Origin of the sequence: Paenibacillus sp. MAEPY2, assembly GCF_000499205.1 — a bacterium.
Taxonomy (GTDB): Bacteria; Bacillota; Bacilli; order Paenibacillales; family Paenibacillaceae; genus Paenibacillus; species Paenibacillus vandeheii.
The window spans coordinates 194,988-221,455 of record NZ_AWUK01000021.1; the positions used below are offsets into that span (position 1 = coordinate 194,988).

Below are 26,468 nucleotides of genomic sequence, written 5' to 3' on the forward strand. Positions count from 1 at the left end.
ATATGCCTACTTTTTGCGATCAGGGTCTTTCGGATGCATCATGCTTGGGCGCTGCCTCATCATTCGTAAGGGTACCCGAATTAAGAAATCCTTCCAATCCGACAGGCTGAACGGCACCGCCGGGGTGACGTAAGGAACTCCAAAGCTTTTCAACCGAACCAGATGACTGCAGAGCAGCAAGAAAAACATGACTACCCCAAACAATCCATAGACCGCCGCACTGAACATTCCAAAAAAACGTAATATACGCAGTGTAATCCCCGCACTATATGAAGGGATTGAGAACGAAGAAATCGCAGTGACGGCCACAACTATAACCAGAAATGGACTGACCATTCCGGCCTTCACCGCGGCCTCCCCAATAATCAAACCGCCAACGATGCCCATCGCAGGTCCGATCGGCTTCGGAAGTCGAATTCCCGCTTCCCGCAAAATTTCAATGGAGACTTCCATAATCAGCGCCTCAATAATAGAGGGAAAAGGCACCCCCTGTCTGGTTTGAATAATGGTTAGAGCCAGCTTCGTTGGAATCAGACCCGGATGATAAGAGATAAAGGAGATATACAATGCAGGCGCGAACAGGGCAAGCATGGCCGCCAGAAAACGAAGCATACGCAGAAACGTTCCCGGAATCCATCGCTCGTAATAGTCTTCGGGGGATTGAAGCAGCATGCTGAAGGTCGACGGCACAATTAATGCAAAGGGTGTTCCATCCAGTAAGATGGCTACGCGTCCTTCCAACAACCCGCTGATTACACGGTCGGGTCTCTCTGTATTCTGAACCTGTTGAAATGGGCTCAGTTCATCGTCTTCAATCAACTGTTCCACATAACCTGATTCCAGCATCATATCCATGTCCAGGCTTTGGATTCTTTTCTCCACCTCAGTGACAAGATCGGAACTTGCAATATCTTGGAAATACGCAATGACGAGATCCCTTTTGATCCGGGTACCAACCTGATGCTTGGTCATAAACAAAGCCTCGTTACCTCCGAATAGCCGTAGTATGCCGGTATTATCACTCAGCCGTTCGGTGAAGCCGATTCTTGGCCCGCGAAGCAGTGCTTCAGATAGCGGCTCTTCCAGGCTGCGGGTTTTCCCTTTTGCTGATCCGACAAGAAGAGCTCCTGGCATCCCGTCAATCAACAATACATTTTTGCCGATAAGAACTGCCCGTGCCGCTTGTTGCAACGTCTCCGCTTCCTGAACTTCACTAACAGGCAGCAGCTGACTGCTTATATAAGCTTTGAGTTCATTTTCATTTTCGGGGTGTTGAAATGTTTCCCGCTCTGTTTTGGGTACCCCCTCAGTCATAAGGGGTGTGATGAGGTGCGTATCGATCAGATCATGATCTACCAAACCATCCACGTACATGACAGCCGCGGGCGTATGGGTTCCCCTTATCGTAAACTCCCGTATATGTACGTCTGCATTTTGACCAAACGTTTCTTTTACACTAATCAGATCCGTAGCATACTTCCCGGTAAGCCTTATATTTGCGTAACTTCCTGTCTCTTCGCCCGTAGAAGGATTGGAGTCAGCATCCCGATTTTGTTGATTTTTATTCGAAAAGGTCCCTTTCTTTAAGGATGAACGCACCCACTGGAATCCTTTCAAGAACAAGATTGGTATCAAAAGTAATAAAAATGCCTGTCCCCAAGTAGACCACTCCGGCACATAAGAGAATATTTTCGGCCACATCCGTCTCACCCCATTATCTAGACTTTCTTGGTATCATTGAGTATTGTTACCCTGACTGTTCACAATAATTCCCGATTTTTTGAACAACAAAAAAAGCAGATGCCTCTATCAGCACTGCTTCCCTATAGGGTTAATGGAGTTTACCTTATTTATACGATTTGGGCTACGTGTTGCGCTTTGGCATCCAGCAGTTGCGCAGACGCCGCAATGGTTGTAAAATCATTCAACGCCACCTCGATTTGCTGCTGGCTACGCTCCACGTATCCTTCAACCTTCTGTGTTCCGCCAGAGATGTTCGTAATCTCTTTCGTTATCCCATTCACACTATCCCGAATCTCATTAATGGAATTTTCGACCATGGCCGAAAGTTTCCGTACTTCCTTCGCTACAATATCAAACCCGCGTCCATATTCTCCTGCATGTGCCGCTTCAATCGCAGCGTTCAGGGCCAGAAGCTGGGTCTGCGATGCAATTTCGCGAATCGTTTTAACGACTCCCTGAATAGAACGTGCCTGTTCCTGCAAATGAGTCAGTGTTGCTCGGTTCTGGGTGGAAACTTCAGAGATATACGTGATACTGGACATCAGCTCACGGCTTCGCTCAATGCCGATATCTGCATGCTCGTTCAGATCATGTGACATCGTCTTCAATTCATTAACGACAGCTGAAACATTGTTCTGACGGGTAGTTATATTTGTAGCTATTTTGGAGACACCTAGTATGTTTTGATTCCATTCATCATAGACAGGCATATAGGTTGCCTCAAGCCATACGGAATTGCCCTTTGCATCCTTGCGTTCAATCTTGTCCTGAAAGCTGGCGCCGTTAAAAATACTGCTCCAGAATGCCTCATACTCGGGGCTGTTCACAAATTCATTAAAGCAAAACTGCTGATGGTGCATGCCATACATCTCATCTACCGTATAGCCCATCGTCTGGGCAAACACTTCATTAACATAAGTAACCCGTCGATCCAGATCGAATCGAATCATGGCCAGGCTTTTCTCCATGGCCTTGATGACCAGCGCATCGGTGACAACATCTTTCTTTTCCACATCTACTATAGGCAAAGCGATCCCCACTCCCTGACTTCTTCCCGTGATTAAACCGTTCTCCTTCTGGCAGTTCCTGCTGTTTTGCAATTATGTATCCAACTGAATAGAGACGACTCTATTAATGTATACTCCAATTGCAGTCAATTGGATCACTCCCAAATCAATTTTCAGCAATTGGGTTACGGCTTGCCTTTTTATACCCCATAACTCACCCGTCTAAACATTATTTTTCATCAACAATTTCTAACACAAAAAGAGGCGGTATAACCGCCCCTAATAGTGGTATAACTTTCCATATCTACGTTGTGATCTGTATGCGTCTCTATGCATTACGTTACGTTGCCTGTTCATCCATCAGCCTCTTGGCAATTTATCCGCGTACCTACTGCGAAGTTCAGCTAAGTGCTCCAGCTTGGACAGCGCATGCTCCTTCTGCATCAATCCCACTGCCAACACCAGTTGCTCCATTAACAGGAGTGGAGTAACCATGGAATGAAACTCGCCAAGTTCCCCTCTGCTGACATAAAAAGATAACGCCGTCGTCAATCCATATAACAGGTCTTCGCGATCTGTCACAAGTACGGCTTTGCTGCCTGTATCTTTGGCATAATCCAGAATGACTTCTGCTTCAGGAAGCAGCCTTGTGAAGCACATCAACAGTACCACGTCCTCCTGCTGCATATGCATTAGCGATTCCAATAATTCATGACCTCCACCAGCGAGATGGATGACCGTCAATCCGAATCTGGACAGCCGAAAGGACAATAACTCCGCCAAACCGGCGGATGGCCCTGGGGCATAGATATATACTCTTCGTGCTTCTGCAAGGATGGAGGCTCCCTGCTCCAGATCTCCCTGCTTCATATGAGACAACGTCTCCTGCAAATGGGTGACGGAGGCTTCCAGCAACTGAACGGGAAGGCTGTCCGTATCCATGCGGGAGATTGTTTTATTTAATTTGAGGGCAGGTGTGGTGTCTTCGGATGTACGAAGCCGGATTTTGAATGCTTTGGCATTGTCATATCCAACTGCCCGCCAGAAACGGGATACTGTTGCAATACTAACCCCCAGCCTGTCTGCAATCTCCTGCTCCGTCATGAATAGGATTTCCTCCGGATTGCGTTCAACAAAATCAGCAATTTTCAGATGCCCTGGTGACAGCTGTTCTTTATGAGTAAACAAATTCATTCTGTATGCACTCCTTTTCTCGCTCTGCACTCAGTATATCAGTTGAACGAAGAGGAAGTCGTTTGTGTATGTAATATTTTTTTCATTAATTTAAGTTTATGTAATAAAAATTACATTCGATTTACAAATGTCTTCTTTCCCGTTAATACTCTGCCCCTAGACTGTGGCTATGATGATCACCAACTTTCAGGGAGGTATGTAACGATGAAGAAGATGACTGAGCGTTATACGCTGACGTCTTCACAGAAAATGATGGTGTTTGTGCTTTCCATGTCACTGTACGGCTTGTCCAACATGTTCACAGAGCTTATTCCCAAGCTTCAGCTGGGACCCATTGAGTTGTCTGTTGAATATTTTGCTTTCATTCCGCTGACACTCTGCATTTTGTTTCACCCTATGATTGCCGCTCTTGGTGCAGCTCTTGGCGAAGTGATCTTCGGTGAGCTGATGCTGGGTCAATTCGGCGGCTTGGGCGAGCTGGAGAAATTCATTACCTTTTCCTTTGCCATGTATGTGGCAGGACGTATGGTCAGTGACCCTCGCAATCGCAGACAGGTTGGAATCGCAGCCATGACGGGAGTCATTATTCATCAGTTCCTCAGTTCACTGGTGGATATCGGTAAAGTGTGGATTGGTGTGGAGCAGCTGGAAGCAGTTCCTGGACTTGCGGAAAGTATTGTACTGATCGAAGGGGTTGGCTTTCTGAATGACGTACTGTTCTCAGGTATCCTGTTCGCTCTTCTGCCGACGCTGTATCTGGTTCCTCTGCTCTACGGCAAAATTGAACCGCTGCTCGGCATCAAGCCTCGTAATCCAGGTATGAAATATGAAGGCATCGGCTTCTTCCGTCCAAAATTGATCCTCATCGGTGTGCTTCTGCTCGCAGTGGCCTTTGGCGCGGAATCTCTGTCCGAAATGGACATCAATTTCGCAGTGTGGGAGACGGATTACGAAGATCAGTACGGTTCTGCTTCGATCTGGATCAGCATCGGTGCTGCGACCCTGGTCGCCGTAGTAACACTTTTAATCATGCGGGCAAGACGCAACAAGAACAAAGGCGGCCCAGGTACGGAGAACAGACCCTATGCATAAGCATAATGTCCTACCCACATCTGACCTTATTACTGCACCGGATTCCGCCATTTCCATTCAAAATGTCATTTTCACCTATCCTGGCTCGGAAGAGCCTGTCCTGAACGGAGCTTCGCTAGAACTACAGCTAGGCAGTTTCACAGCTATTATCGGGGGCAACGGGTGCGGCAAATCCACCCTGTGCAAGTTGTTCAACGGCCTTATCCCCCAATTCTATACGGGTGACTTCTCCGGTGAAGTCCATGTGCTTGGCGTACCTGCCGAGGGCAGAAGTGTTGCAGATCTGTCCAGAAAGATCGGCTACGTCTATCAGGACTTCGACAATCAGCTCGTGCGGCCTACCGTCCTGGACGAGGCTTGCTTTGCACCTCTCAATTACGGACTGCCCAACTATCGGGAGCTCGGCGAACGCGCACTTGCCATGTGTGGTCTGGATGCCATTCATAATCGATACATCTGGGAGTTGAGTGGTGGTCAGAAACATTTGCTCGCCCTGGCTGGGGCTCTGTCGCTCGACCCAGATATCCTGATCGTGGATGAACCTGTCTCACAGCTTGACCCGCAGCATGCAAGACTCATCTATGAGTGCCTTTCCAGATTGAATACCGAATATGGCAAGACGATTATCGTCATTGAACATCATACTGAATTTATTGCCGACTTCTGTGCGGATGTGGTCCTGATGGACAAGGGCCGGGTCTTGTGGAATCTTCCGGTTAAGGAAGGTTTGAATCGAATCGCCGATTTGGAGCGGCTTGGCATTCAGCCTCCTGAGGTGACACGTGCAGCTATTCAGGCTGCTGAGTTATCGCAGGGAGCAAAAAAAGAGGCAGGCCTCTCAGGTTCAGCCCAACGTTTCCCGGTCACTGTGGAAGAAGCTAAGGTTTATTTTGCCGAGCATTACTCGTTCATTCCATTCGGTACTTTGCAAAATGAACATTCATCTTTTTCAACCTTGGCACGCGATACTTCCAATCGGATTGTGAGTACCGAGCGTCCAATTTCGGCTTCTACTGCTGAACCGTTGATTCCTATTGTACAGTTTCATCAGACCCGATTGCGTTACAGAGGACTGGGCAAAAAAGAACATGAGGTCATTCGCGGTGTTAATATTTCACTCCATGAAGGAGAACGGATTGCCTTAATTGGCAACAATGGTGCAGGCAAATCCTCATTATTGAAGCTGATGGCTGGTATTAGCCTGCCTCAGGAAGGCAGCGTCAGTGTTCTGGGTGAGGTTACCCACCGTTCCTCTTTGGAGCAGCTGGCGGGCAAGGTTGCTTATATTTTTCAAAACTCTTCCGAAATGTTTATCGAAGACAGTGTCCGCAAAGAAGTAGCGTATTTCCTGAAAAACCGGCGCATCCCTGAAGCTGAGCAGCAGATTGCACATGTACTGGAGCGTTTCCGGCTCACTCCACTGCAAGAGCGAGATGCACGACTTCTCAGTGGTGGACAACAACGGCGGGTCACACTTGCTATCGGTGCAGCCATGAAACCATCACTCATGCTGCTGGATGAACCCACCGCCAATCTGGACCTCGCCACCCGCGAAGAACTGATCGGTGTGCTGGATGAGCTGGATCAGCATGTACGAACAACTATCATTGCCACGCATGACATGCAGCTGGTTACCCAATGGGCTACTCGTGTTATCGTGCTTCACAATGGCCAGGTGGAAGCAGACGGTACACCTGCGGACGTATTTGCAGATGAATCCCTTCTGCGCCGCTCCGGACTTGCGCTTACACAGATCATGGAGCTTTCGCACCGGATGGGACTGTCAACACTTTCACCGACAACCGAGGCTTTTGTTGATAGCCTGTTGAATCAATCAATCACCAAGGAGGATGCGCATCATGCAGCTTGTCCGCAACTGGTTTGACAAAATTTCCATTGAACGCATTCAGCTTGAGCTAATGAATACCGTATATGGCAGCGGGCATGCCAGCCTGTCGCGGATTGATCCCCGTGCCATGCTGATCTGGTATCTCTTTTTTGCCATCGTTCCCTGGTTTGTTCATAACGGGACTGTGCTGCTTGGCATGTTCCTGTTGATGGTGACTACCACCATATTGTCCAGAGCCGCACCCTTTATCATTATCATTCTCTGCCTGGGGTTGATCGGTCAAGTCGGATGGATGTTCATCATCTCGCTGTTTTTCGGTGGCAATCTGGAATCGGCATTCCCTCTGCTGCTGTTGACATTGAAGCTGTCCATCGTCTCACTGGCGAGTATCACCGTCTTTTCGGGCATGGACCCGGAACGCATCGGCGATGGATTACTTGCGCTTGGCATGCCTGCGACGTTCTCCTTCAGCCTCTCTTATGCCTACCGCATATTGCCGGTGCTGTTCGGTGAATTCCGCAATATCATGCTGTCCTACAGACTACGGGGTCAGGTTCCCTCCCGGCACGGATGGCTCTATTGGCGGCTTGTTGTTTATTATATGAAGCTGTTCGTTGTGTCCTTCTTCCCACTAATGCTGGCTACCGCCAAGCGTTCCCGTACAACCGTAGAAGCACTGGAGACACGTGGTTTCTCGTACGGCATGAAGCATCCCGAGTCCAAACGTCTAAAGCTGGCCCATCTGAAAATCACCTCGCGTGACCTCGGATTTCTCGCCGGATCGGCAATCTATGTTGCACTGCTGTTCTGGCTCGGTGGGCATTACGAAATACTGTAATCCAAAATGAAATTCTGTAATTCAAATTCATATCATTAACCATTCATGGAATAAAGGAGTGTCTTTTATGCGCATTGATCTTCATACACACGGTAAACTATCCAAAAACTCTGACTTCTCGGTCGATTACTTCACCGAAATGGTTAGCGAAGCCAAAGCCAGCGGGCTCGAAGCTCTCGCGCTAACCGAGCATTTTAATACCCGCAACTTCTACGATGTCTACGAGACACTGGATCGTCTCTATCCTTATAACGGAGAGTACTATGATGCAGACGGGCTGCGCATTTTTCCCGGCATGGAAGTGGACATTCAGGAGACAGGACATATTTTGCTGATGGGTCAAAAAGAACATATCCTTGCCGTCCGCAGTGGCCTGGAACAATATACGGCCAAAGGTTCATTCATTCCTTTTGCCGAACTGCTGGATTTGGCCGAAGCCTGGCCCCTGCTCAAGATTGGCGCACACCCTTTCCGCGAATCCACTCCGCTGTATCAGCTGGATCGTGATTTGCTGGGACGTCTGGACGCCTTTGATCTGAACGCCAAGGACATGTATGAATACGGCATCGAGACGTGCCGCAATCAGGTTGATCCATTCGCCCAGTCCCTCGGCAAACCAGTCACTGCCGGAAGTGATACCCACCAGTGCCTGCAATACGGCAGTGTATTCAATGTATTGGATCGTCCATGCGCATCGGTTGCCGAGCTCAAAGAGCAGATTCTCGCCGGAGCGTACAGCATCGAAATCTCCCCGGACCTTCCCCTCCGCGTCAAAGCTTCCGTGATGCTTAAGAAAGTGATGAAACGTCTGGCCAAGCTGGACGCCTCACGTTTGCAGGAAGTTTAGAGTTTAGAGAAAACGACAGCTTCTAAAGAATTCAAAATGAGCCCAAAGGATATACATCCTGCAGGCTCATTACGGATTCATTTTTCCTTAATTAAAAATCATGCACCGTCACACATAATTGAATCACGATTCCGAACGGGTCACGGACAATTCCATACCCCGGACTAAACTCGTTTTGTTCATAAGGCACCAGCACCGTAACCTCTTCATGTTGCACAAGAGAATGATACAGCTCAGTCATTGTACTTTTGTCTTTCGATTGAATACATAGTGAAGTGCTGTTTCCCAGCTGCCAAGGCCGCTCCCTATCCATTTCCTCCTCAGCAATCATCAATTTGTTTACCCCGATCTGAAGCACCGAATGTGTAATATATTCATCCTGGCCTTCAGGATATTCAAACCCCGGGTTCATTTCCTTCATCTCTTTATAATTTTTCTTAAACAACACGTTAGCACCCAAGTACTTCTCATAAAAAGCAATGGCTGCCGCAGCGTCTCCATTCATCGACAGAAACGGGATCACTTCAAAGTTCATCTGTATTGCCTCCTTCGTTTGATTGGATTACACTGTTTACTATAACGACAAATGGTGCCAATCCATGGCACCATTGAGAGGTGTTTTTATGAAAAAATCAGAACGCATGAACCAGATGCTGCGCTTTATCAATCAAAAACAACACTTTACCCTGCAAGATCTTATGCAGGAGTTTCAGATATCCAAGAGAACCGCATTAAGAGACATCGCATCATTGGAGGAAATCGGTGCACCTATTTATGCTGAGTACGGACGTTACGGCGGTTATCGTTTGCTTCAGCAGATGCAGCTGCCACCTATTTCGTTTAATACGAGTGAGCTTCATGCCCTCTACTTTGCCATGCAGGCTTTGCGAAGCTTTACCAATTTGCCCTTTCAGGTGTCTTTTCGTTCCATTCACGAGAAGTTTCTAAGCGCCCTCTCCGAAAACCAGAGACAGGATATCGAGCGAATCCAGCATCGTGTCTCTTTCCGACACACCGAGCAAATCCGGGATAGTGAGCATCTGGAGTTTCTATTGATGGCTGCTGTTCAGAATATAGTGATACAAATTACGTATCAGAACATTCGCAGCAGTAGCAACCCACATCACAGCTCTAATCCCGACAAACCAAACCCTAAGCCTAGTATCCGCACCATTCAGCCAATTGCCCTTTATGCCATGAAAGGCTACTGGTATTGCCAAGCGTATGATCTGGGTAAACAGGCGTACCGTGTGTTCCGCTGTGACCGTATCACATCACCTCAGATGACAGACATCGAACCTATAACGCATATTAATGAACTGAATCTACAGGATGCCCATTCGTTATGGAAACCATCAGAAGACGCCATCCTATTCAAATGTCTGATTAATGAAAAAGGGATCGAGCTGTTCCAGCAAGAACAGTTTCCTTCCATGCAGCTTATCAACGATTCTGGAGAGATGACTCTTGTCGGGTCGTATGAAGCCCATGAGATTGAATTCATCATTCGTTATCTCGCAAGCTTCGGCAAATCCATCAAGATCATGGAACCCGATACATTAAAAGAGTCTTTAAGACAGCACTATCTGGATTTGCTCGACCATGTTTAGTTATCGCTACAAATGATATAAGTTAAACTAATGATTTCACTTTGGATCATTGGGCGGTCAGAACTTTCGTTTATCATGAACCGCTGGAGAGCTTTTTTTATTGCCAATCGCCAACTGAACGATGATTTGCAGCACAATGATGATAGCCAGACCATAGAACGCTTGAATGAAGCTGCCCGTGGCATCGTGTAGCCAGCCGATCCCCAACGGACCAAGTGCGCCCAGAATATAGCCGCCGGATTGAGTCATCGCTGACCATGCGCTGGCTTCCTGAGCGTTATTCGTCTCATCAATAGGCAGCATCAATGCAATTGGGAACAGTCCCCCGGCACCAATGCCGAGTGGGATCGCGGCCAGCCAAGGACTGACGGACAGGTTCAGCATCAAGACGCCAATTAACTCCATTAACGCACACCCTACAAGCCAGAACACACGTCTTTGGTATCGATGTACCAGCATTGGGATCAACAAAGTAGATGGTAATGAAATCAACGTAAATAACGTTTGGATGCTGCCGGCAGTCTCTTTCGTATATCCCTGGCTTTGGATCGCGGGTGCAAGCCAGGCCGTTAAGGAATAGAAAATCGCTGCCATCAAACCAAAGAACAACGTCAGTATCAATGCTCGACTATTTTTCACCGGAAGAGCTTCAACGTTCACGGCAGAAATCTGCCCGGATTGTCGAACCTTTCTTGCTGACAAGGCTAATTTCACCCAGATCGGCAAAGCAATGAGGGCAAGTAATGCCCACAGCGCAAGTGAACCTTTCCACGACCCACCTAGAATATTTTGAAGGGGAACTGATAACCCAACACTAATACTGGCTCCCACGACCATTGCTGTAGAGTAGATACCCACCATGGCAGCAACTCGCGTGGGGAAGTATTGCTTGATAAAGCTGGACAACAGCGGTCCTGCCAAAGCAATCCCTACTCCGGATAGAAAAGAAGTAAACATCATCAGAGGCGTTGCACCAACGAACAACCGCAGTGCCGTACCTACTCCAATGAGAATTAAAGCCAACACGATCGCACCCTCATTCCCCCACCTCCTGCTTAACTTTACGGAAAATGGAGCGAATATGCCCATACATAATACGGGAAGCGTAGTTAACAGACTTGCGGTAATTCCGTTTATACCCAGATCACTTTGTATGGTACTCATTAATGGAGAAATGGATGTAATGGATGGTCGCAAATTCAATGAAGCCAGAATAAGCGCCAGGACGATATAAAACAGTTTCACTATGATCACCTCATGTATGGTTATATGGTTGCATTCACTACTGATCCAGGCTGTAGTTCTTATTGTGGTGCAAGACTAGTATAGAAGTATTATGATGATTGAACAATACAATAGTTTCTATTAAAATGATTATAAAAACCAATGATTAGAGGGTAAGCATATGGAAATCCGTCAAATGGAGAACTTTATCGTCGTTTGTGAAGAGCTCCATTTCACACGAGCAGCAGATAGAATTGGCATTTCTCAACCTACCTTGAGCCAACAGATTCGAGCCTTGGAGGATGAATTGGGTGTCCCCTTGTTCGACCGGGTGGGCAAAAAGATTGTGATGACCCAGGCGGGAACGCTGTTCCTGGAGCACTGTGTTCAAATGGTTCGCCATTTACAGAATACCCAGGATGCGTTAGCTGAATTCCGCAATGATCAGCGAGGTAAGCTGGTGATTGGAGTCCTTCCGTCCGATTTGGACTACCGCCTCACTCCATTGCTCGTTAATTTTCACTCCCGTTTTCCTAAGGTCAAATTAAAGGTTGTTTCTTCGATTTATGTATTGAATCAAGTGCTGGATAACGAAGTAGACATCGGTATCGAGCTAACGACTGCTCCTGATGAGCGTCTTGTCCGCATCCCTTTATGCAGCGAAGAATATGTACTCGTCGTTTCTGAGAACCATGTCTGGGCCGAACGAAATATGATTGAAATTAAGGAACTGCGCGACATTCAAACGGTAATGTTTCCGGAAGGGTTCACTGGCCGAGAACTGGTTGATGGCTATTGCCGGAAATATGGTTTTACCCTGAATACGATTATGGAGACAAGCTCGGCTACCTCAATCATTAGTCTGGTTAAAGCTAACGTTGGCGGAACCGTGCTGCCATATCCACTCATCAAGGCGATGAATGAACCAACACTTCGCATCATTCGGATTACGGACGATGCCCCTTACCGTCACTTTGAAGTCATTCATCGTTCCGATCGCTACCTGACCCAATCTGCCAAAGCATTTATTGAGAAAACCGTTGATTATTTTAATCAAGGATACGTAGAGGGAGAGTGACTTGAATGCAAATAAAAGAGGTGGGCTTGCTCACAGATCAAATGGAGGCAATGAAGCAGTTTTACGGTACGTTATTGGAGTTTGAGCTACTGAAGGAGAATACAACGGTTGTATCCTTCCGCACAGGAAATTCAATCCTTTCATTTCAGCAAGCTCCTGGTCAGGAAAAGCCTTTCTATCATGTGGCATTTACGATTCCGACAAACCAACTTGCTGCAGCCAAGAAGTGGGTTCAAGATCGAAACATCTCATTGCTTTCCAAAGATGATAAGGATGAGTTCTACTTCCCCTACTGGGATGCAACAGCTTTCTATTTCTATGACCCCAGCGGCAATTTAATGGAGTTCATCGCTCACCATTCGTTGGATAATGCAGTCGAAGAAACCTTTGATTCTAGGCAGCTACTATGCATTAGCGAGATTGGTCTGCCTGTCGATGATGTACCCGATACCATAAGCAAAATGAATGGGCATTATCACCTTGAACCCTTTGCCGGAGACGGAAAACAATTTGCCCCCATCGGTGATGCAGAAGGCATGTTTATTGTAATCGACAAAGAGATGCCCTGGTTCCCAGACGGGCGTATGCCTGGTGTTTTTGCCACGGAGGTAAAAGTTGAAACTGGACGGACTGGGGGGATGCGGATACAAAATGATGTGTACTCTATTATTTCGAATTAAATTAGAGATTCGTGTGTTGATTTTCAAATAAATATTTATGATACAATAATAGGGACTCTAAAAAAAGGGATTGATTCTAATGAAGAAAGCAGACAAGTCAGCCTCCTAATTTCACTTTAGATAAAAATTAGGAGGCCTATCAAATGAACTTTAATAAAATTGATATAGACAATTGGAATAGAAAAGAGATATTTAATCATTATTTGAACCAACAAACGACTTTTAGTATAACCACAGAAATTGATATTAGTGTTTTATACCAAAACATTAAACAAATAGGATATAAATTTTATCCTTCATTAATTTTCTTAGTGACAAGTGTGATAAACTCAAATACAGCTTTTAGAACTGGTTACAATAGCGAGGGAGATTTAGGTTATTGGGATAAGTTAGACCCACTTTATACGATTTTTGATAGTGTATCTGAAACATTCTCTGGTATTTGGACTACTGGAAAGAATGACTTCAAAGAGTTTTATGATCTTTACCTCTCCGATGTAGAGAAATATCAAGGTTCTGGGAAATTGTTTCCCAAAACACCTATACCTGAATATACTTTTTCCATTTCTATTCTTCCATGGACTTCATTTACTGGGTTCAACTTAAATATCAATAATAACAGTAATTATCTTCTGCCCATTATTACAGCAGGAAAATACAATAAGGAAGGTAATTCAATATATTTACCGTTGTCTTTACAAGTCCATCATTCGGTTTGTGATGGTTATCATACAGGATTGTTTATGAGCTCTATACAGGAATTCGCAGATAGATCTAATGACTGGCTTTTATAATAATTAGAAAATGAGATGTCTCACAAGCTCTTAAAAAATGCATATCGATGAAGAGTACTAACCTGATATGTTAAAACGGGACGAAGCAAAGGTCTATCCTGCTTCGTCCCGTTTATGCTTTTCCATCATTCTTTTCAAATGGTTGGGTGTACTTCCATTTACCAAGGAACGGTTTCTTTTTGCTTTACAATTTAAAAACGGGGCTGTCCCTAGCCATTTTATGACTTATGGGACAGCCCCGTTCTAATGTCACTAACTTGCCTGCTAGCTAAATAAAGTATCGCCAGTCTAACATTTTATTTTCTCGGTATATATAGAACTTTATTTTCATCTGTCATCTTTGAAATTAAAGTCTATCCCTTACTCTACTGTTACACTTTTCGCCAGGTTACGTGGTTTATCCACATCGTGACCAAGGGCCAGAGAAGCGTAGTATGCAAGCAATTGCAATGCTACAACAGACAGAGCCGGGCTAAGCAGTGGCAGCGTCTTAGGAATAGCAAACGCTTGGTCAACGGATTTCAGCAATGGTGCTACGTGCTCTTCGTACGTAATTGCCAGTACATCTGCGCCACGTGCTTTCACTTCTTTGATGTTGCTCACGGTTTTCTCCAGAACGTTCTCTTGCGTTGCCAGAGCAATGACAGGGATACCGTCCTCGATCAATGCGAGTGTACCATGTTTCAACTCACCCGCAGCATACGCTTCGGAGTGAATATAAGAGATCTCTTTCAGCTTCAACGAACCTTCTTGTGCTACTGCATAATCCAGACCACGGCCGATGAAGAAGAGATGTTCATGTTTGGAGATTTGTTCTGCATATCCTTTAATGGCTTCCGCTTGCTCCAGCATGGATTCCACTTGTTCAGGCAATGCTTGCATTGCTGCCAGCGTGTGAGCAATCTCTTCTGCTGTTTGTGTTCCACGAACTTGTGCAAGGTACAGACCCAGCAGGTTGAACGCGATCAATTGCGAAGTGTACGCTTTAGTGGAAGCTACAGCAATTTCCGGTCCTGCCAATGTTGCAATCACATCGTTCGCATCACGTGCAATGGAGCTGCCCACAACGTTAGTGATGGCGAGTACATGTGCACCATTCGACTGTGCTTCACGCAGTGCAGCAAGGGTATCTGCTGTCTCACCGGATTGGCTCACCACGATTACAAGTGTATCTTTGCTCACGATCGGGGAACGATAGCGGTATTCGGAAGCAACATCTGTTTCTACCGGAATACGCACCAATTGCTCAATTACAGTACGTCCAACCAGACCCGCATGGTACGCCGTACCACAAGCGATGATTTGAACGTTACGAATATTTTTAATTTGCTCTTCTGTCATTTTCAACTCAGGAAGTTGAACTTTTTTCCCTTCATTGTCGATGCGACCCAGCATTGTATCACGATATGCTTTTGGTTGCTCATGAATTTCTTTCAGCATGAAGTGCTCAAATCCGCCTTTTTCTGCGGTCACAGCATCCCAATCGACATGAATCATTTCCCGAGAAATAAAGTTTCCTTCAATCGTCATCAATTCGACAGCATCATGTGTCAAAACAGCCATTTCACCGTCATTCAGAATGTACACATTACGTGTATGCTCCAGAATTGCCGGGATATCGGAACCGATAAAGTTCTCGCCTTCACCAATACCGATAATCAGTGGGCTTGCTTGACGCACAGCTACGAGTTTCTCAGGCTCATACTCTGTCAGAACACCCAGCGCGAACGCTCCGCGCATCAATGTGATCACTTTTTGCACAGCTTTAACGATATCTCCATCGTATTCACGTGCAATCAGGTGAGAGATAACTTCAGTATCTGTCTCGGATGTGAAAGTATGGCCTTGAGCAATCAGTTCGTCTTTCAGATCCAGATAGTTCTCGATAATTCCGTTATGAACAACAGAGAACTTCTGGCTCTCATCCGTGTGGGGATGGGAGTTCTCATCCGATGGTTTACCATGAGTAGCCCAGCGAGTGTGTCCGATTCCGGCATTACCTACCAGCGGAGCACCCTCCAGTTTGGCTTCAAGGTTCGCAAGACGTCCCAGAGCTTTGGAAATTTGCAGACCTTCCGGCGTAAATACCGCAATACCTGCAGAGTCATAACCACGATACTCAAGCTTTTTCAATCCTTCGATCAATACCGATTGAGTGTTCTTATTACCAATATATCCAACAATACCGCACATAGTTTAGTTCCTCCGATTGTATATGAATACTGTGTCACGAAGAGAAACAGGCTGGCACGGCATATCAGAAAAATGAAAATGATTGCCTAACGTATCATGAATACTTTTCAACTATTCAATTATCAATGATCAGAGCAGCCTCTTGCCGCTCCGCAGTCATAAGCTGTTATTAGATGCAATCATGAATGTACATCATTTTCCCGTCCGCGCACTGTTCACGCTCTTCGCGCACATTCATTTGAATTTTAGTTGACTCTTGCACCTACCGGCGCGTTGTGTGGACAGTCACCCATCCATTTTCCGCAATCCGGTTTACGGCTCTGGTGCATCACCGGGAGGTCCCCGCCGAACAATCCGAACACCTCCACCTCGTCAGCTTGATTGCCGTCGATCCTGCTCAGTAGTCTCTTATACTTCAAGATTCGTACCGATCAAAATCCTTCCCGCGCAACTTCAAGCTCTGGCGCTTGTGTAACTAGTACCTTACGATCCTCACTTTCTGTGTCTGAATGACGACTCCACTCATTATATGCACGTCAGGTTCATTTTGCAATGGAGCAAAGTACCTGTGACAATTTCGGCATATTTACCCACAATCCCGACCCGATAAACAGACCCATGGTCTCACTAGGCCGGGACGTAGGAATATGGGTTTATATAGAATAAACCCTGTTAGATTAAGCCTTATGTGACAGTGATTCCCTTGAAGCAACTGTGTCTGTAAGACCTATCGATCAGGTCCTATACCAGTTCTTTTTGCACTACATCTGCAATTTGAGACACGAATTGTTCAAGTTCATTCTTATCTGGTCCTTCCGCCATAACACGGATCAGGGATTCGGTCCCGGAAGCACGAACAAGTACGCGTCCATTATCACCCAGCTGTTGCTCTACTGTAGCAATCGCTTGCTCAATGGCAGAATTGCCCTCGTATTTGCTCTTATCTTCAACACGCACGTTCACCAATACTTGTGGGTACTGGGTCATCAGCGCCTTAAGCTCACTCAGCTTTTTACCGGAAGCTTTCAAGGTATCCACGAGCTGAATCGCTGTCAGCATGCCATCGCCTGTTGTATTGTAATCCAGAAAAATAACATGACCGGACTGCTCTCCACCCAGGTTGTAACCCCCACGGCGCATTTCTTCCATCACATAACGGTCACCTACGGCAGTCTTTGCTGTTTTCAGTGCCAGTTTCTCCGTTGCTTTGTAGAATCCGATGTTACTCATTACGGTAGATACCACGGTACTGTCTTTCAGCTTGCCTGCACGATTCATCGCATCACCACAGATGCACAGAATAAAGTCACCATCAACCTCAGCACCTGTCTCATCAATAGCAATCAGACGATCCGCATCCCCGTCAAAAGCAAGACCCAGATCCGCTTTATGTTTCAGCACCTCTTGTTTCAAATTCTCCGGGTGAGTTGACCCGCATTGCTCATTGATATTCAGGCCGTTAGGCTCAGCTCCTATAGCAATGACTTCTGCACCAAGATCTCTGAACAATTTGGGTGCCAGCTCATAAGCTGCTCCATTAGCGCAGTCCAGAACAATTTTGAGTCCTGAGAACGACTCATTTACGGTTGTTTTCAGATAGTCCAAATAACGATAACGGGATTCTTCATCCACGGTCACGGTTCCTAAACCACCACCTACAGGACGCGGCAATTGATCCGTTTCTGCATCCATCAGTTCTTCGATCCGGTTCTCCGTCTCATCCGACAGCTTGAAGCCATCTCCGCCAAAAAATTTGATTCCGTTATCCTCAACCGGATTGTGGGAAGCCGAGATCATTACCCCTGCATCGGCCTTCAGCAGACGAGCAATATACGCCACTCCAGGAGTGGATACAACGCCCAGACGAATTACATCAGCGCCAATGGATAGCAAACCTGCAACCAGTGCGGATTCCAGCATTAGCCCCGAGATACGGGTATCCATACCGATAACCACTTTTGGTCTTTCCACACCACCTGCAAGCACATAACCACCACAGCGTCCGATGCTGTAAGCCAGCTCCGCCGTTAACTCTTTATTGGCAACACCTCTTACACCGTCTGTACCAAAATATTTCCCCATGATCTAACTCCTTCTATTCGCATCATATAAGAGCATAAACGTTATTTTAAAATTTTGATCTGAACATTTTCTTTTACGGGTTGGAGCCACTATTGCTGCTGCCGCTGTTATTGGAGTTACCTCGATTGGTATTCCCCTGCTGGCTCTGCTCCTGATTGTCCGTATTCGATTCTGTTTCTTCTTCTCCAGGAGCAGTTTCGGTATCCCCATTCTCAACTTCGACTGGTGAAGGATCAGGCCCTATCGTCCCTTCATCCTTCGGATCCTCGCCGGGAGCAACCGTCGTATCATCAGCCTTTTCACTAATCTTGACGGTAGCGCTCAGATCATTTGATGATTCATCCAGTTTGGCAAAACGAGGCAAGTCAGCCTCAAGCTTTATTTCATGCGTGCCTACCGTAAGTCCAGCAAGATCCGCAGTCAGCTTAATATCATCGCTACTTAGACCTTCAAGCATCGTTGAAGAACCTTTAAGCGTAATATTTAAGCCACCGCTTTTGGGAGTAACCAATGTCCCTTCCAGCCCGTTCCCGGCGCCAGTAAGCGTAATGGGTACGTTCGGAAAGACTTTGGTCGTCTCCTGAAGCTCATCGAAAGGCGATACCGTCACCTTAAGCTGAATCGAACTAGGCTCGATTTTCTCAAAACCGGAAGGCGGCGTCAAGTCCACGTTAACTGTCGACGTTCCTGCCTCATCAAACTGTGTAAGATCAAGGGTTACTTGGTCGTAGGACTGTATACCCGCAAGAGCATCCTCTGTACCGTAAACCGAGACTTCTTTCACGCTTGGCTCAACCGTGGAGAGCACCAGCCCCTCCGGCAGTTGTCCTGAATATTTGATTCTTAAGGGTACAGTTGTATAGGGCTGCCTGACCGGAATCCGAACTTCAACGGTCTCTGGTGTAACAATCGCATTTTCAATGACCTTGCCCTCGGCGTCCAATGCCTGAAGCTTCACTTTTTTCTGAACCACGTCATCCTTCGCATCCTTCACGCTCACACTGCCCTGAACCTTCGCTACGGCGTCAAGCTGCCCTTCCGGCAGAGTTACCTTAACTGGACCCGAAGGTTCAACAACGGGCGTTCCAGCGCTGTATCCGGCGGAAGGTTCTCCTTCGGGTACAATATTCACGTCGAAAGATTTGGTGCCCAGTTTTTCCACGTTGACTGTAACCATGGAAGGCTCCATGCTTACCACTTCAACTCCTGAAGGCAGATCGGGTACTAACGGTAACGTATTGGACCCATCTTTCACCTGACTCAAATCCACTAGCACTTTATAATCATCATTCGTAAAAATCGAAGTCAACATCGAGCGCTGCCCTTTAATCTCCAGACGTACTTCATCCGTACTTAATGAAGTAAGGACGTAGGAGTTGCTGTCGAGCCCATAGGGCTGAATAGGCACGGTACGCTCCACAACCTTATTGGTCGTCCCAGTTGAGATTGTCGGCGTAGTTGGTACTTCATCCAGATGTATCATGAACCAAAGCAACAAACTCACCGCTAAGGCTAGAATCTTCGCAAAATTGTTATTGTTAAACCATTTATCCATTTTTACGCCCCCCCTTCCGTTTCCAGAAGGTAGTCCAACCATTCTTTTTACTTAGATTGGATGTTGGACGCAGTTCTTCGTACAGTTTGGCAATCAGCGATTCTTCCTTGATATCCCGGACGACCTGTCCATTCATTGCAAGAGACACTTGTCCCGTCTCCTCTGAAACAACCAGACAGATCGCGTCTGCCACCTCAGTAATCCCGATCGCTGCACGGTGACGCGTTCCCAGCTCCTTGCTGATAAACGGATTCTCGGACAATGGCAAATAACAGGCTGCCGCCGAAATCTGTTTGCCCTGTATAATGACGGCTCCATCATGGAGCGGTGTATTCGGAATAAAAATGTTAATCATCAGCTCCGAGCTAACCAGTGATTGCATCTGGATCCCGGACTCCGTGTAATCGTTCAGGCCTGTTTCGCGTTCGAATACAACCAATGCACCAATTTTTCGCCGTGACAAATAATTGACGGACTTAATGATCTCACCAATTAACACCGTTAATTCTTCGTCACTTGCCGCTGCCGAGCGTCCAAACAGCTTGCCACGGCCCAATTGCTCCAGACCACGGCGCAGCTCCGGCTGAAAGATAATAAAGACCGCAACGACACCAAACGTAAACATCTGGTTCATCAGCCATTTGAGCGTATAGAGATTTAGCCACGTACTTAGTGCCCAGATCACCACAAGGAACAATATACCTTTTAGCAGTTGAACCGCACGGGTGCCTCGCACGAGCAAAATCAGTTTGTACATAATATAGGTAACGATCAATATATCGATAACGTCCTTAATGGACTCTTTCCACGTTAAGTCAGCAAAATAGTTCATAAGCCAGCCCCCGCTATCCCCATTGATGAGTAAACCCTGATCTCATATTAACCCATTAGGATTTAAATAATCCTTATCTCGCATTTTTGCATCATTCGATTCAAGCTCGCTCCCAGGCACAAAATATAAACGAATTGAACCATTTCGATCTATATTTTGCTGATTGAAGAACGCTCTTTGAATTTAGGCAAAATGCTTTTCTATATGTAGTAGTATGTTCTCTTTAGTATCTAGGTTATAACGTTAACGTTCAGGTTGCAAGTTACGGGAGTCACAAACTGCGCAGAAACAACACAAATCCCATAAATTACAAAGTTCATAAGATAAAAAAGAGTACCCCAGCAATCTGGAGGTACCCTGCTTGGTATATACCATTGAAGAAGTCACCCTATATTAGCGGTATGCCACTTCATTTACCATATTGGTTATTTTGTACCAGAACCAGTCCAGCGCCTGATCAATACTTTTCACCTGACCGGAAATATGCGCCGTTGAAGCCTGATACAGCTGTCCGTCGATGACCGTCAGATTGCCATTTACATCACCGTACACCTGGGCAGTTCCATTCTCTATCGTAAGATCGCCAGCAATGGACTTGCCCTCCGGAACAATAACCGTGTTTCCTTCAATCACGATCTGGTCCAGATTATTTCCCTTAACGACCATTTCGTTATTCTGATTCCAGAAATTCCAGGCGCTAAAGAGCATCACGACCAAAAAGAAGGCTGCCGCCGTCAGCGCGGGATGTCCTTTGACCCATTTGAGCCATACTTGCTGTCTCTTGGGCTGGGGCAGAGCATTCATAATTCGATTGGTCAGCTCATCCGAGGCAGACGGTGAATAGTGTTTCATGGCAAAGAGTAGCATTTCCGTCTGTTCCAACTCTTTAAAGCGCATGCGACAATCCGGACAGGTCACAAGGTGACTTTTCAGGTCAACCTTCTGGGCCGGGGACAACGACTCATCCAAACATTCATGCATTAAAGAGACGGCCGAGTTGCAATCCATATGAGAGCCAATCCTTTCTTTAGATCACTTAGTCCTTGCATTGCCAAAAAGCACGCATAAGACTTGCATACATTACATACGCATCCGTTTCGGATATGTTTCAAATAATTTCGCCCAAAATAAAGACGTTTTACATTTACAACTTATACTCCAGTTTTTTACGCAAAAAATCACGACCCCGATGAACACGAGTTTTAATCGTTGTTACGGGCATACCTGTCACATCACTGATTTCCTGCAGCGACAAGTCCTGTAAATATCTCAAAATCATGACTGATTTATACTTGGCCGGCAAACTGTCAATCGCTTCACGGATAAGTGTCTGTGTCTCAGACAAAAGTGCTTCGCTCTCTGGTGTACGATCATCACTAGGAAGCATCGCATAACCGTCAGATCCTTCCTGATCATTCAGCTCTGCATCCAATGAGTAAGAAGGCTTCTTCCGTCGTAAGCGGTCAATACACAGATTGGTTGCAATCCGGTAAATCCAGGTTGAGAACTTCTGGTTCGGATCATACTTCTCCATATTGCGAAACACACGCAAAAACGTCTCCTGTACAACGTCTTCGGCTTCATGACGATTGTTCAGCATCCGGTATGCCAGATGAAACAGCTTGTCCTTGTATAATTCAACGATTTCTGCAAAGGCTCGCTGGTCACCCTTCAGTACCAGCTTAACAAGCCTGTTCTCCAAATTGTCCACCCTTATTCCCCCAGACATGCTGATGGGTCTTCCGCCTTCTAATACCCGTCCACACTTGTAATTCACCAATCAAATCGTAAATCAACTTTGGTCAAAAATCAAGACTGTGCCGGAAAATATCCGCCAAAAACAGTAAAAACGGGAACTCCAGAAGGAGTCCCGTTTCATCTCTCACCCAAGCTGAGGAAAGAATTAAGCTTTTTGCTGTCTACATGGCTGTAAAATTCATTTCATTAATTCTTAAGCAGCTTAACGATCAGCCCGTATTCCGAAGTCCTGCAGCAATACCGTTAATCGTCAGCAGCACTTCACGCAGCAGCTCTGTGTCATCCTCGCCGCGCTCACGCATGTCTCTGAGCTCACTCAGAAGTTGGACCTGCATGTAGGACAAAGGATCGACATACGGATTACGAAGTCGGATCGACTCTTGAATCACCGGTACATCATCCAGAATTTCAGCTTCTCCGGTAATTTTCAGAATCAGCTCTTTGGTAAGCTTGAATTCCGATTCAATCTGACCATAGATACGATCACGCGCTTCCTTATTGGAAGTCATGGCCGAGTATTCTTTCGCAATGACCAGATCTGCTTTGGCAACAGCCATCTGCACCGTATCAATTAGTGTACGGAAGAATGGGAAGTTTTCATACATTTCTTTCAAGACAGTCAGATTTTCTTCCTTATCCTGATAGTAACTTTGCAGTCCCGTTCCTGCCGCATACCATGCGGGAAGCAGATAACGACTCTGGGTCCAGGCAAATACCCAAGGGATCGCTCTTAGATCCTCGAACTTGTCGCTGTTTTTCCGTTTGGATGGACGTGAACCAATATTTAGTTCTCCCACCTCAGGCAGCGGTGTCGATTCCTTGAAGAAGGTAAAGAAGTCTGGATCACGGAAAATAAGATCCTGGTATTTCGTCAGGGATACTTCGGAAATATCCTTGATAATGCTGTCCCACTGTTGCTCCGATGCCGACTCTTGCGGCTCCAGGCTGTTCAGCGCAGCTGTGATCAAAGCCGATGTGGCCTGCTCAAGACTGCGGTATGCAATTCCCTGAAGGGAATAACGGGAAGAGATAACCTCACCCTGCTCTGTAATCTTAATGCCCCCGCCAATAGTATGTGGTGGTTGAGCAAGAATACTGCGGTTGAGAGGCATACCTCCACGTCCAAGCGCTCCGCCACGTCCATGGAAGAACTTCAGTTTAACGCCATGTTCATTACCAACAGCGGTAATGGCATTCATCGCTACACGCAGCTCCCAGTTCGCTGTAACAACCCCGCCATCCTTGTTGCTGTCCGAATAACCCAACATGATTTCATGCAGCTCATTCCGCCCGCTTACACTTGCACGGTATACTGGAAGGTTGAACAGCTTCTGCATAATTTCCGAAGCGGCATGAAGATCATCAATCGTTTCAAACAATGGAACTGCTTGAAGCGTAGATACCACTTCACCGTTATGTTCTTTGCGGAACAAACCTACTTCTTTGGCAAATACCATAACTTCGAGCAGATCACTTGCCCCTTGAGTCATACTAATCAGGTAACTTGTGATACAACCGGTCCCAAACTCGTTCTGTGCACGCTTGATCGTACGGAATACGTCCAGACACTCTTTGGTCCCCTCTGTGTATTGGTGATAAGGGGAAGTCAGCGGACGAGGGTCATCCAGCAAACGAGCCAGCAAATCAATTTTGCCATCCTCCGTCAGACGAGCATAATCTTCTACGATGTTCATCTTCGCCAAAATCTCCGACATCGCATTTTCATGTTCCTTACTGTGTTGACGCACATCCAATGCAGCTGTATGGAATCCGAACAGCTCCACTTGACGGATCATTTTGCGAATAGTCGTATCGGCTACGTAATCGGCAAAGTGATGGCGCAGGCTGCGATCAATAATCATCAGATCATCCATCAGTCCTTGAGCGTTGTCATAGCGGTCTGGCTGTCCTACTTTGTTCTCATCCAAAACATTGTTTAGCTTGGCAATCATGTAAGCCAATTTGATGCGGTATGGCTCTTTTTCGTTCCGCCACATATCCACTTTTTTCAATGTTACACAACTACGGTCCTGCTCAATCGACTGCACCAGCTCATCCGATACGCTGATGATGTTCGTGCTGAAGCTGAGATGCCCCATAAGTTCAATCATAATCCGTTGATACTCACGCAAAGCGAGCTTCCGCTGCATCAACAGGGTCTGCCATGTTACATCTGAAGTTACCGAAGGATTTCCATCCCGGTCTCCACCGATCCAGGAACCGAACCGCAAATACGTCGGCACATGCCAGTCATGGTCAGGATAAAATTTATTCAGGCAGCGTTCAAGCTCCTGGTATACATCCGGAAGTACGTGGAACAACGTTTCATGAAAGTAATACATCCCGTTCCGCACTTCATCGAGCACAGTCGGTTTACGGTCACGAAGCTCATCGGTCTGCCATAGAGTAATGACTTCGTTCAGCAGCTTCTCCCGCAACTGTTCACGTTCACGCAACGTCAGCGTAGGATTATCAAGTGACATGACATCTTCGGATATCCGTTTGTGGATGTCCAGAATAACCCGACGCATAGCTTCGGTTGGATGAGCTGTCATTACCAGTTCCAGCGATAAATCGTCTAGAATATCCTCTACTTCCGTATGAGAAAGTCCACGTTCCTTCAGATCCTGTACTGCTTTTTCAATCGAACCTGGCTGCACAGAATCTCCTGCAGAACGTTCATAATCCCGTTTACGCCGGATCCGATGGTTTTGTTCAGCAATATTAACTAATTGAAAATAAATCGCAAAAGCTCGAATCACCTGATGGCGATTTTCCGAGTCTAATTCCTGGATCATCGTTTTGAACTCTGCATAAAGTTCTGGCAAGAACTCTGCACGCAACGATTTGCTCGTTTCCCGAATCTTCTCAACGATATCTAGAAGCTCCGTGCCTCCTTGATGGACAAGAACTTCTCCGAGTATATTGCCCAGGAACCGCACGTCTCGCCGAAGCAGGTTGTTGGATTGGCTTTTGCTGGCGGTTACCATAGTTTCAGTCATGCTTATCCTCCCATCTGATCGTTCCATTCGTACACGTAAATTTGACACCTTCATAACATCATACAATAAAATGGTACGAAAATCTTTATTTTTCTACTAGTAAAAATGGGGATTTACCCTGATTTGCAGCACAAAAACACGCTTTATTATTCATTTTCTTGTTCTGCTTCGATTAATGGTCAGATGCTGTCGCATGATACCCTTTTCACGTACTTTTTATCATTCTAATCACTCATATCTATACTTATTTTCTCATAAATATACAGTTAGACTGAGAATGCTCATTGTACCTGATTGGGTTCATACTGCACTATTCCATTGTTACAAACCAGACGAAACATAAAGAAACATGACCGGCAAAGCAAGCTTTTGTATACTTTATCACAGTGATGCAATAAATTAAAGAGTGTATTTATAATTTTTTGCTTCTTTTAGCAGAAATAATGAAGAGGTTAGAGGTATTCTTACACTTATCAAACCGTTTGTGGCGAGTTCAGTATTTCAACAAGGTGTGCTGCCCATATAACAGTACCTCCACCTTCAGCTTCCGAAATAAAATTAAAACATATATTACTAATTCAAAATACTTTTCTGTAACGCTTAAGAGCCTATTGGAGTAAGTTATCTCCCTTACAGTCTGTTTATCTTCCGTCTATCCTATGTATGGGAGTAATAATGGTTTTATGAGCGTATCCTCGGAGTCATTGAAGCTACTCCAGCTTTATATATAGATCTCTCTTCTATTTATAAAAAGGCTTTGCCGATGAAAGCCTACGGCCTCTATATATGTATTAAACAAGCCATGCACTTTATCAAACAAAGAGACTGGCTTGTTTAATGCTACATACGTTCCGAGAAATAAAGAAAAGCCTCTGCAAGAGCAGAAGCTTTTCGATAAATCATGAAGCGGGTGATGGGAATCGAACCCACGCTATTAGCTTGGAAGGCTAAAGTTCTACCATTGAACTACACCCGCAAACAAAAATCGGGATGACACGATTTGAACATGCGACCCCCTGGTCCCAAACCAGGTGCTCTACCAAGCTGAGCTACATCCCGATACTTATGAAAATAATGGCGCGCCCTGAGA

Annotated in this window: 20 protein-coding genes, 2 tRNA genes and 1 pseudogene; 8 read left to right on the forward strand and 15 right to left on the reverse strand. The window is 46.0% G+C overall.

All coding sequences use genetic code 11. The features are described from left to right. Positions 1–6 precede the first annotated feature (6 nt). The 3 genes from P364_RS0118090 to P364_RS0118100 form a co-directional block, all read right to left on the reverse strand. Positions 7–1,701, reverse strand: coding sequence for a spore germination protein (locus P364_RS0118090; protein ID WP_024631497.1), 1,695 nt, complete (start codon positions 1,699–1,701; stop codon positions 7–9). A 149-nt stretch (positions 1,702–1,850) separates the two neighbouring features. Beyond that, the gene (locus P364_RS38615; protein WP_236642147.1) at positions 1,851–2,771 is read right to left on the reverse strand and encodes a methyl-accepting chemotaxis protein; all 921 of its coding nucleotides are present in this window, start codon (positions 2,769–2,771) and stop codon (positions 1,851–1,853) included. Between the two features lie 339 nt (positions 2,772–3,110). Further along, positions 3,111–3,944: a MurR/RpiR family transcriptional regulator gene (locus P364_RS0118100; RefSeq protein WP_024631499.1), complete on the reverse strand. Its 834-nt coding sequence runs from the start codon at positions 3,942–3,944 to the stop codon at positions 3,111–3,113. Between the two features lie 204 nt (positions 3,945–4,148). Between P364_RS0118100 and P364_RS0118105 the strand changes: the two genes are divergently transcribed. The 4 genes from P364_RS0118105 to P364_RS0118120 all read left to right on the forward strand — a co-directional run bounded on the left by P364_RS0118105 (position 4,149) and on the right by P364_RS0118120 (position 8,570). Continuing rightward, positions 4,149–5,036, forward strand: a complete 888-nt coding sequence (locus P364_RS0118105; RefSeq protein WP_024631500.1) for a hypothetical protein — start codon at positions 4,149–4,151, stop codon at positions 5,034–5,036. Beyond that, positions 5,029–6,921 carry an ABC transporter ATP-binding protein gene (locus P364_RS0118110; protein WP_024631501.1) on the forward strand — a complete coding sequence of 631 codons (1,893 nt, stop codon included), beginning with the start codon at positions 5,029–5,031 and terminating at the stop codon, positions 6,919–6,921. The genes P364_RS0118105 and P364_RS0118110 overlap by 8 nt, the downstream gene beginning before the upstream one ends. Beyond that, complete coding sequence (locus P364_RS0118115) at positions 6,896–7,723, forward strand: energy-coupling factor transporter transmembrane component T family protein (RefSeq protein WP_024631502.1); 828 nt, start codon at positions 6,896–6,898, stop codon at positions 7,721–7,723. The genes P364_RS0118110 and P364_RS0118115 overlap by 26 nt, the downstream gene beginning before the upstream one ends. Positions 7,724–7,790: 67 nt before the next feature. Then, entirely contained in the window at positions 7,791–8,570 is a 780-nt protein-coding gene (locus P364_RS0118120) for a PHP domain-containing protein (RefSeq protein ID WP_024631503.1), read from the forward strand. 91 nt (positions 8,571–8,661) lie between these two features. On the opposite strand, the gene P364_RS0118125 is transcribed toward P364_RS0118120, so the two are convergent. Next, complete coding sequence (locus P364_RS0118125; protein WP_024631504.1) at positions 8,662–9,105, reverse strand: VOC family protein; 444 nt, start codon at positions 9,103–9,105, stop codon at positions 8,662–8,664. Positions 9,106–9,193: 88 nt separating this feature from the next. Between P364_RS0118125 and P364_RS0118130 the strand changes: the two genes are divergently transcribed. Next, entirely contained in the window at positions 9,194–10,180 is a 987-nt protein-coding gene (locus tag P364_RS0118130; RefSeq protein WP_024631505.1) for a helix-turn-helix transcriptional regulator, read from the forward strand. Positions 10,181–10,237: 57 nt separating this feature from the next. Here the strand turns inward: P364_RS0118130 and P364_RS0118135 are convergent, their stop codons facing one another. Beyond that, positions 10,238–11,425: an MFS transporter gene (locus P364_RS0118135; RefSeq protein ID WP_024631506.1), complete on the reverse strand. Its 1,188-nt coding sequence runs from the start codon at positions 11,423–11,425 to the stop codon at positions 10,238–10,240. A gap of 160 nt (positions 11,426–11,585) precedes the next feature. Here P364_RS0118135 and P364_RS0118140 point away from each other — a divergent pair, with 160 nt between their 5' ends. From P364_RS0118140 to catA, 3 genes and pseudogenes are all read left to right on the forward strand, one after another. Beyond that, positions 11,586–12,482 (forward strand): LysR family transcriptional regulator, encoded by an 897-nt coding sequence (locus P364_RS0118140; protein ID WP_024631507.1) that lies wholly within the window; start codon positions 11,586–11,588, stop codon positions 12,480–12,482. Positions 12,483–12,487: 5 nt separating this feature from the next. Beyond that, positions 12,488–13,162, forward strand: a complete 675-nt coding sequence (locus P364_RS0118145) for a VOC family protein (RefSeq protein WP_024631508.1) — start codon at positions 12,488–12,490, stop codon at positions 13,160–13,162. A gap of 143 nt (positions 13,163–13,305) precedes the next feature. Further along, positions 13,306–13,957, forward strand: a pseudogene (catA, locus tag P364_RS0118150) (type A chloramphenicol O-acetyltransferase); the annotation flags it as partial. A 359-nt stretch (positions 13,958–14,316) separates the two neighbouring features. On the opposite strand, the gene glmS reads toward catA, so the two are convergent. The 10 genes from glmS to P364_RS0118200 all read right to left on the reverse strand — a co-directional run bounded on the left by glmS (position 14,317) and on the right by P364_RS0118200 (position 26,437). Continuing rightward, positions 14,317–16,149, reverse strand: a complete 1,833-nt coding sequence (glmS, locus tag P364_RS0118155; protein WP_024631510.1) for a glutamine--fructose-6-phosphate transaminase (isomerizing) — start codon at positions 16,147–16,149, stop codon at positions 14,317–14,319. A gap of 245 nt (positions 16,150–16,394) precedes the next feature. Continuing rightward, the gene (locus tag P364_RS37595) at positions 16,395–16,568 is read right to left on the reverse strand and encodes a hypothetical protein (protein WP_161634269.1); all 174 of its coding nucleotides are present in this window, start codon (positions 16,566–16,568) and stop codon (positions 16,395–16,397) included. A gap of 322 nt (positions 16,569–16,890) precedes the next feature. After that, positions 16,891–18,231, reverse strand: coding sequence for a phosphoglucosamine mutase (gene glmM, locus P364_RS0118160; protein ID WP_024631511.1), 1,341 nt, complete (start codon positions 18,229–18,231; stop codon positions 16,891–16,893). Between the two features lie 73 nt (positions 18,232–18,304). After that, a complete protein-coding gene (locus tag P364_RS0118165; RefSeq protein ID WP_024631512.1) occupies positions 18,305–19,786 on the reverse strand; it encodes a CdaR family protein in 1,482 nt (493 codons plus the stop codon). Continuing rightward, complete coding sequence (gene cdaA, locus P364_RS0118170) at positions 19,779–20,618, reverse strand: diadenylate cyclase CdaA (protein WP_024631513.1); 840 nt, start codon at positions 20,616–20,618, stop codon at positions 19,779–19,781. Before cdaA ends, P364_RS0118165 begins: the two co-directional genes overlap by 8 nt. A 393-nt stretch (positions 20,619–21,011) precedes the next feature. Further along, complete coding sequence (locus P364_RS0118175) at positions 21,012–21,626, reverse strand: zf-HC2 domain-containing protein (protein WP_024631514.1); 615 nt, start codon at positions 21,624–21,626, stop codon at positions 21,012–21,014. A 136-nt stretch (positions 21,627–21,762) separates the two neighbouring features. After that, positions 21,763–22,329 carry an RNA polymerase sigma factor SigW gene (sigW, locus tag P364_RS0118180; RefSeq protein ID WP_017692117.1) on the reverse strand — a complete coding sequence of 189 codons (567 nt, stop codon included), beginning with the start codon at positions 22,327–22,329 and terminating at the stop codon, positions 21,763–21,765. Positions 22,330–22,585: 256 nt separating this feature from the next. Beyond that, positions 22,586–25,378: a phosphoenolpyruvate carboxylase gene (gene ppc, locus P364_RS0118185; protein ID WP_024631515.1), complete on the reverse strand. Its 2,793-nt coding sequence runs from the start codon at positions 25,376–25,378 to the stop codon at positions 22,586–22,588. 905 nt (positions 25,379–26,283) lie between these two features. Beyond that, positions 26,284–26,354: transfer RNA gene (locus P364_RS0118195), tRNA-Gly, on the reverse strand. 9 nt (positions 26,355–26,363) lie between these two features. Then, positions 26,364–26,437 (reverse strand) — tRNA-Pro (locus tag P364_RS0118200). Between the last annotated feature and the right edge of the window lie 31 nt (positions 26,438–26,468).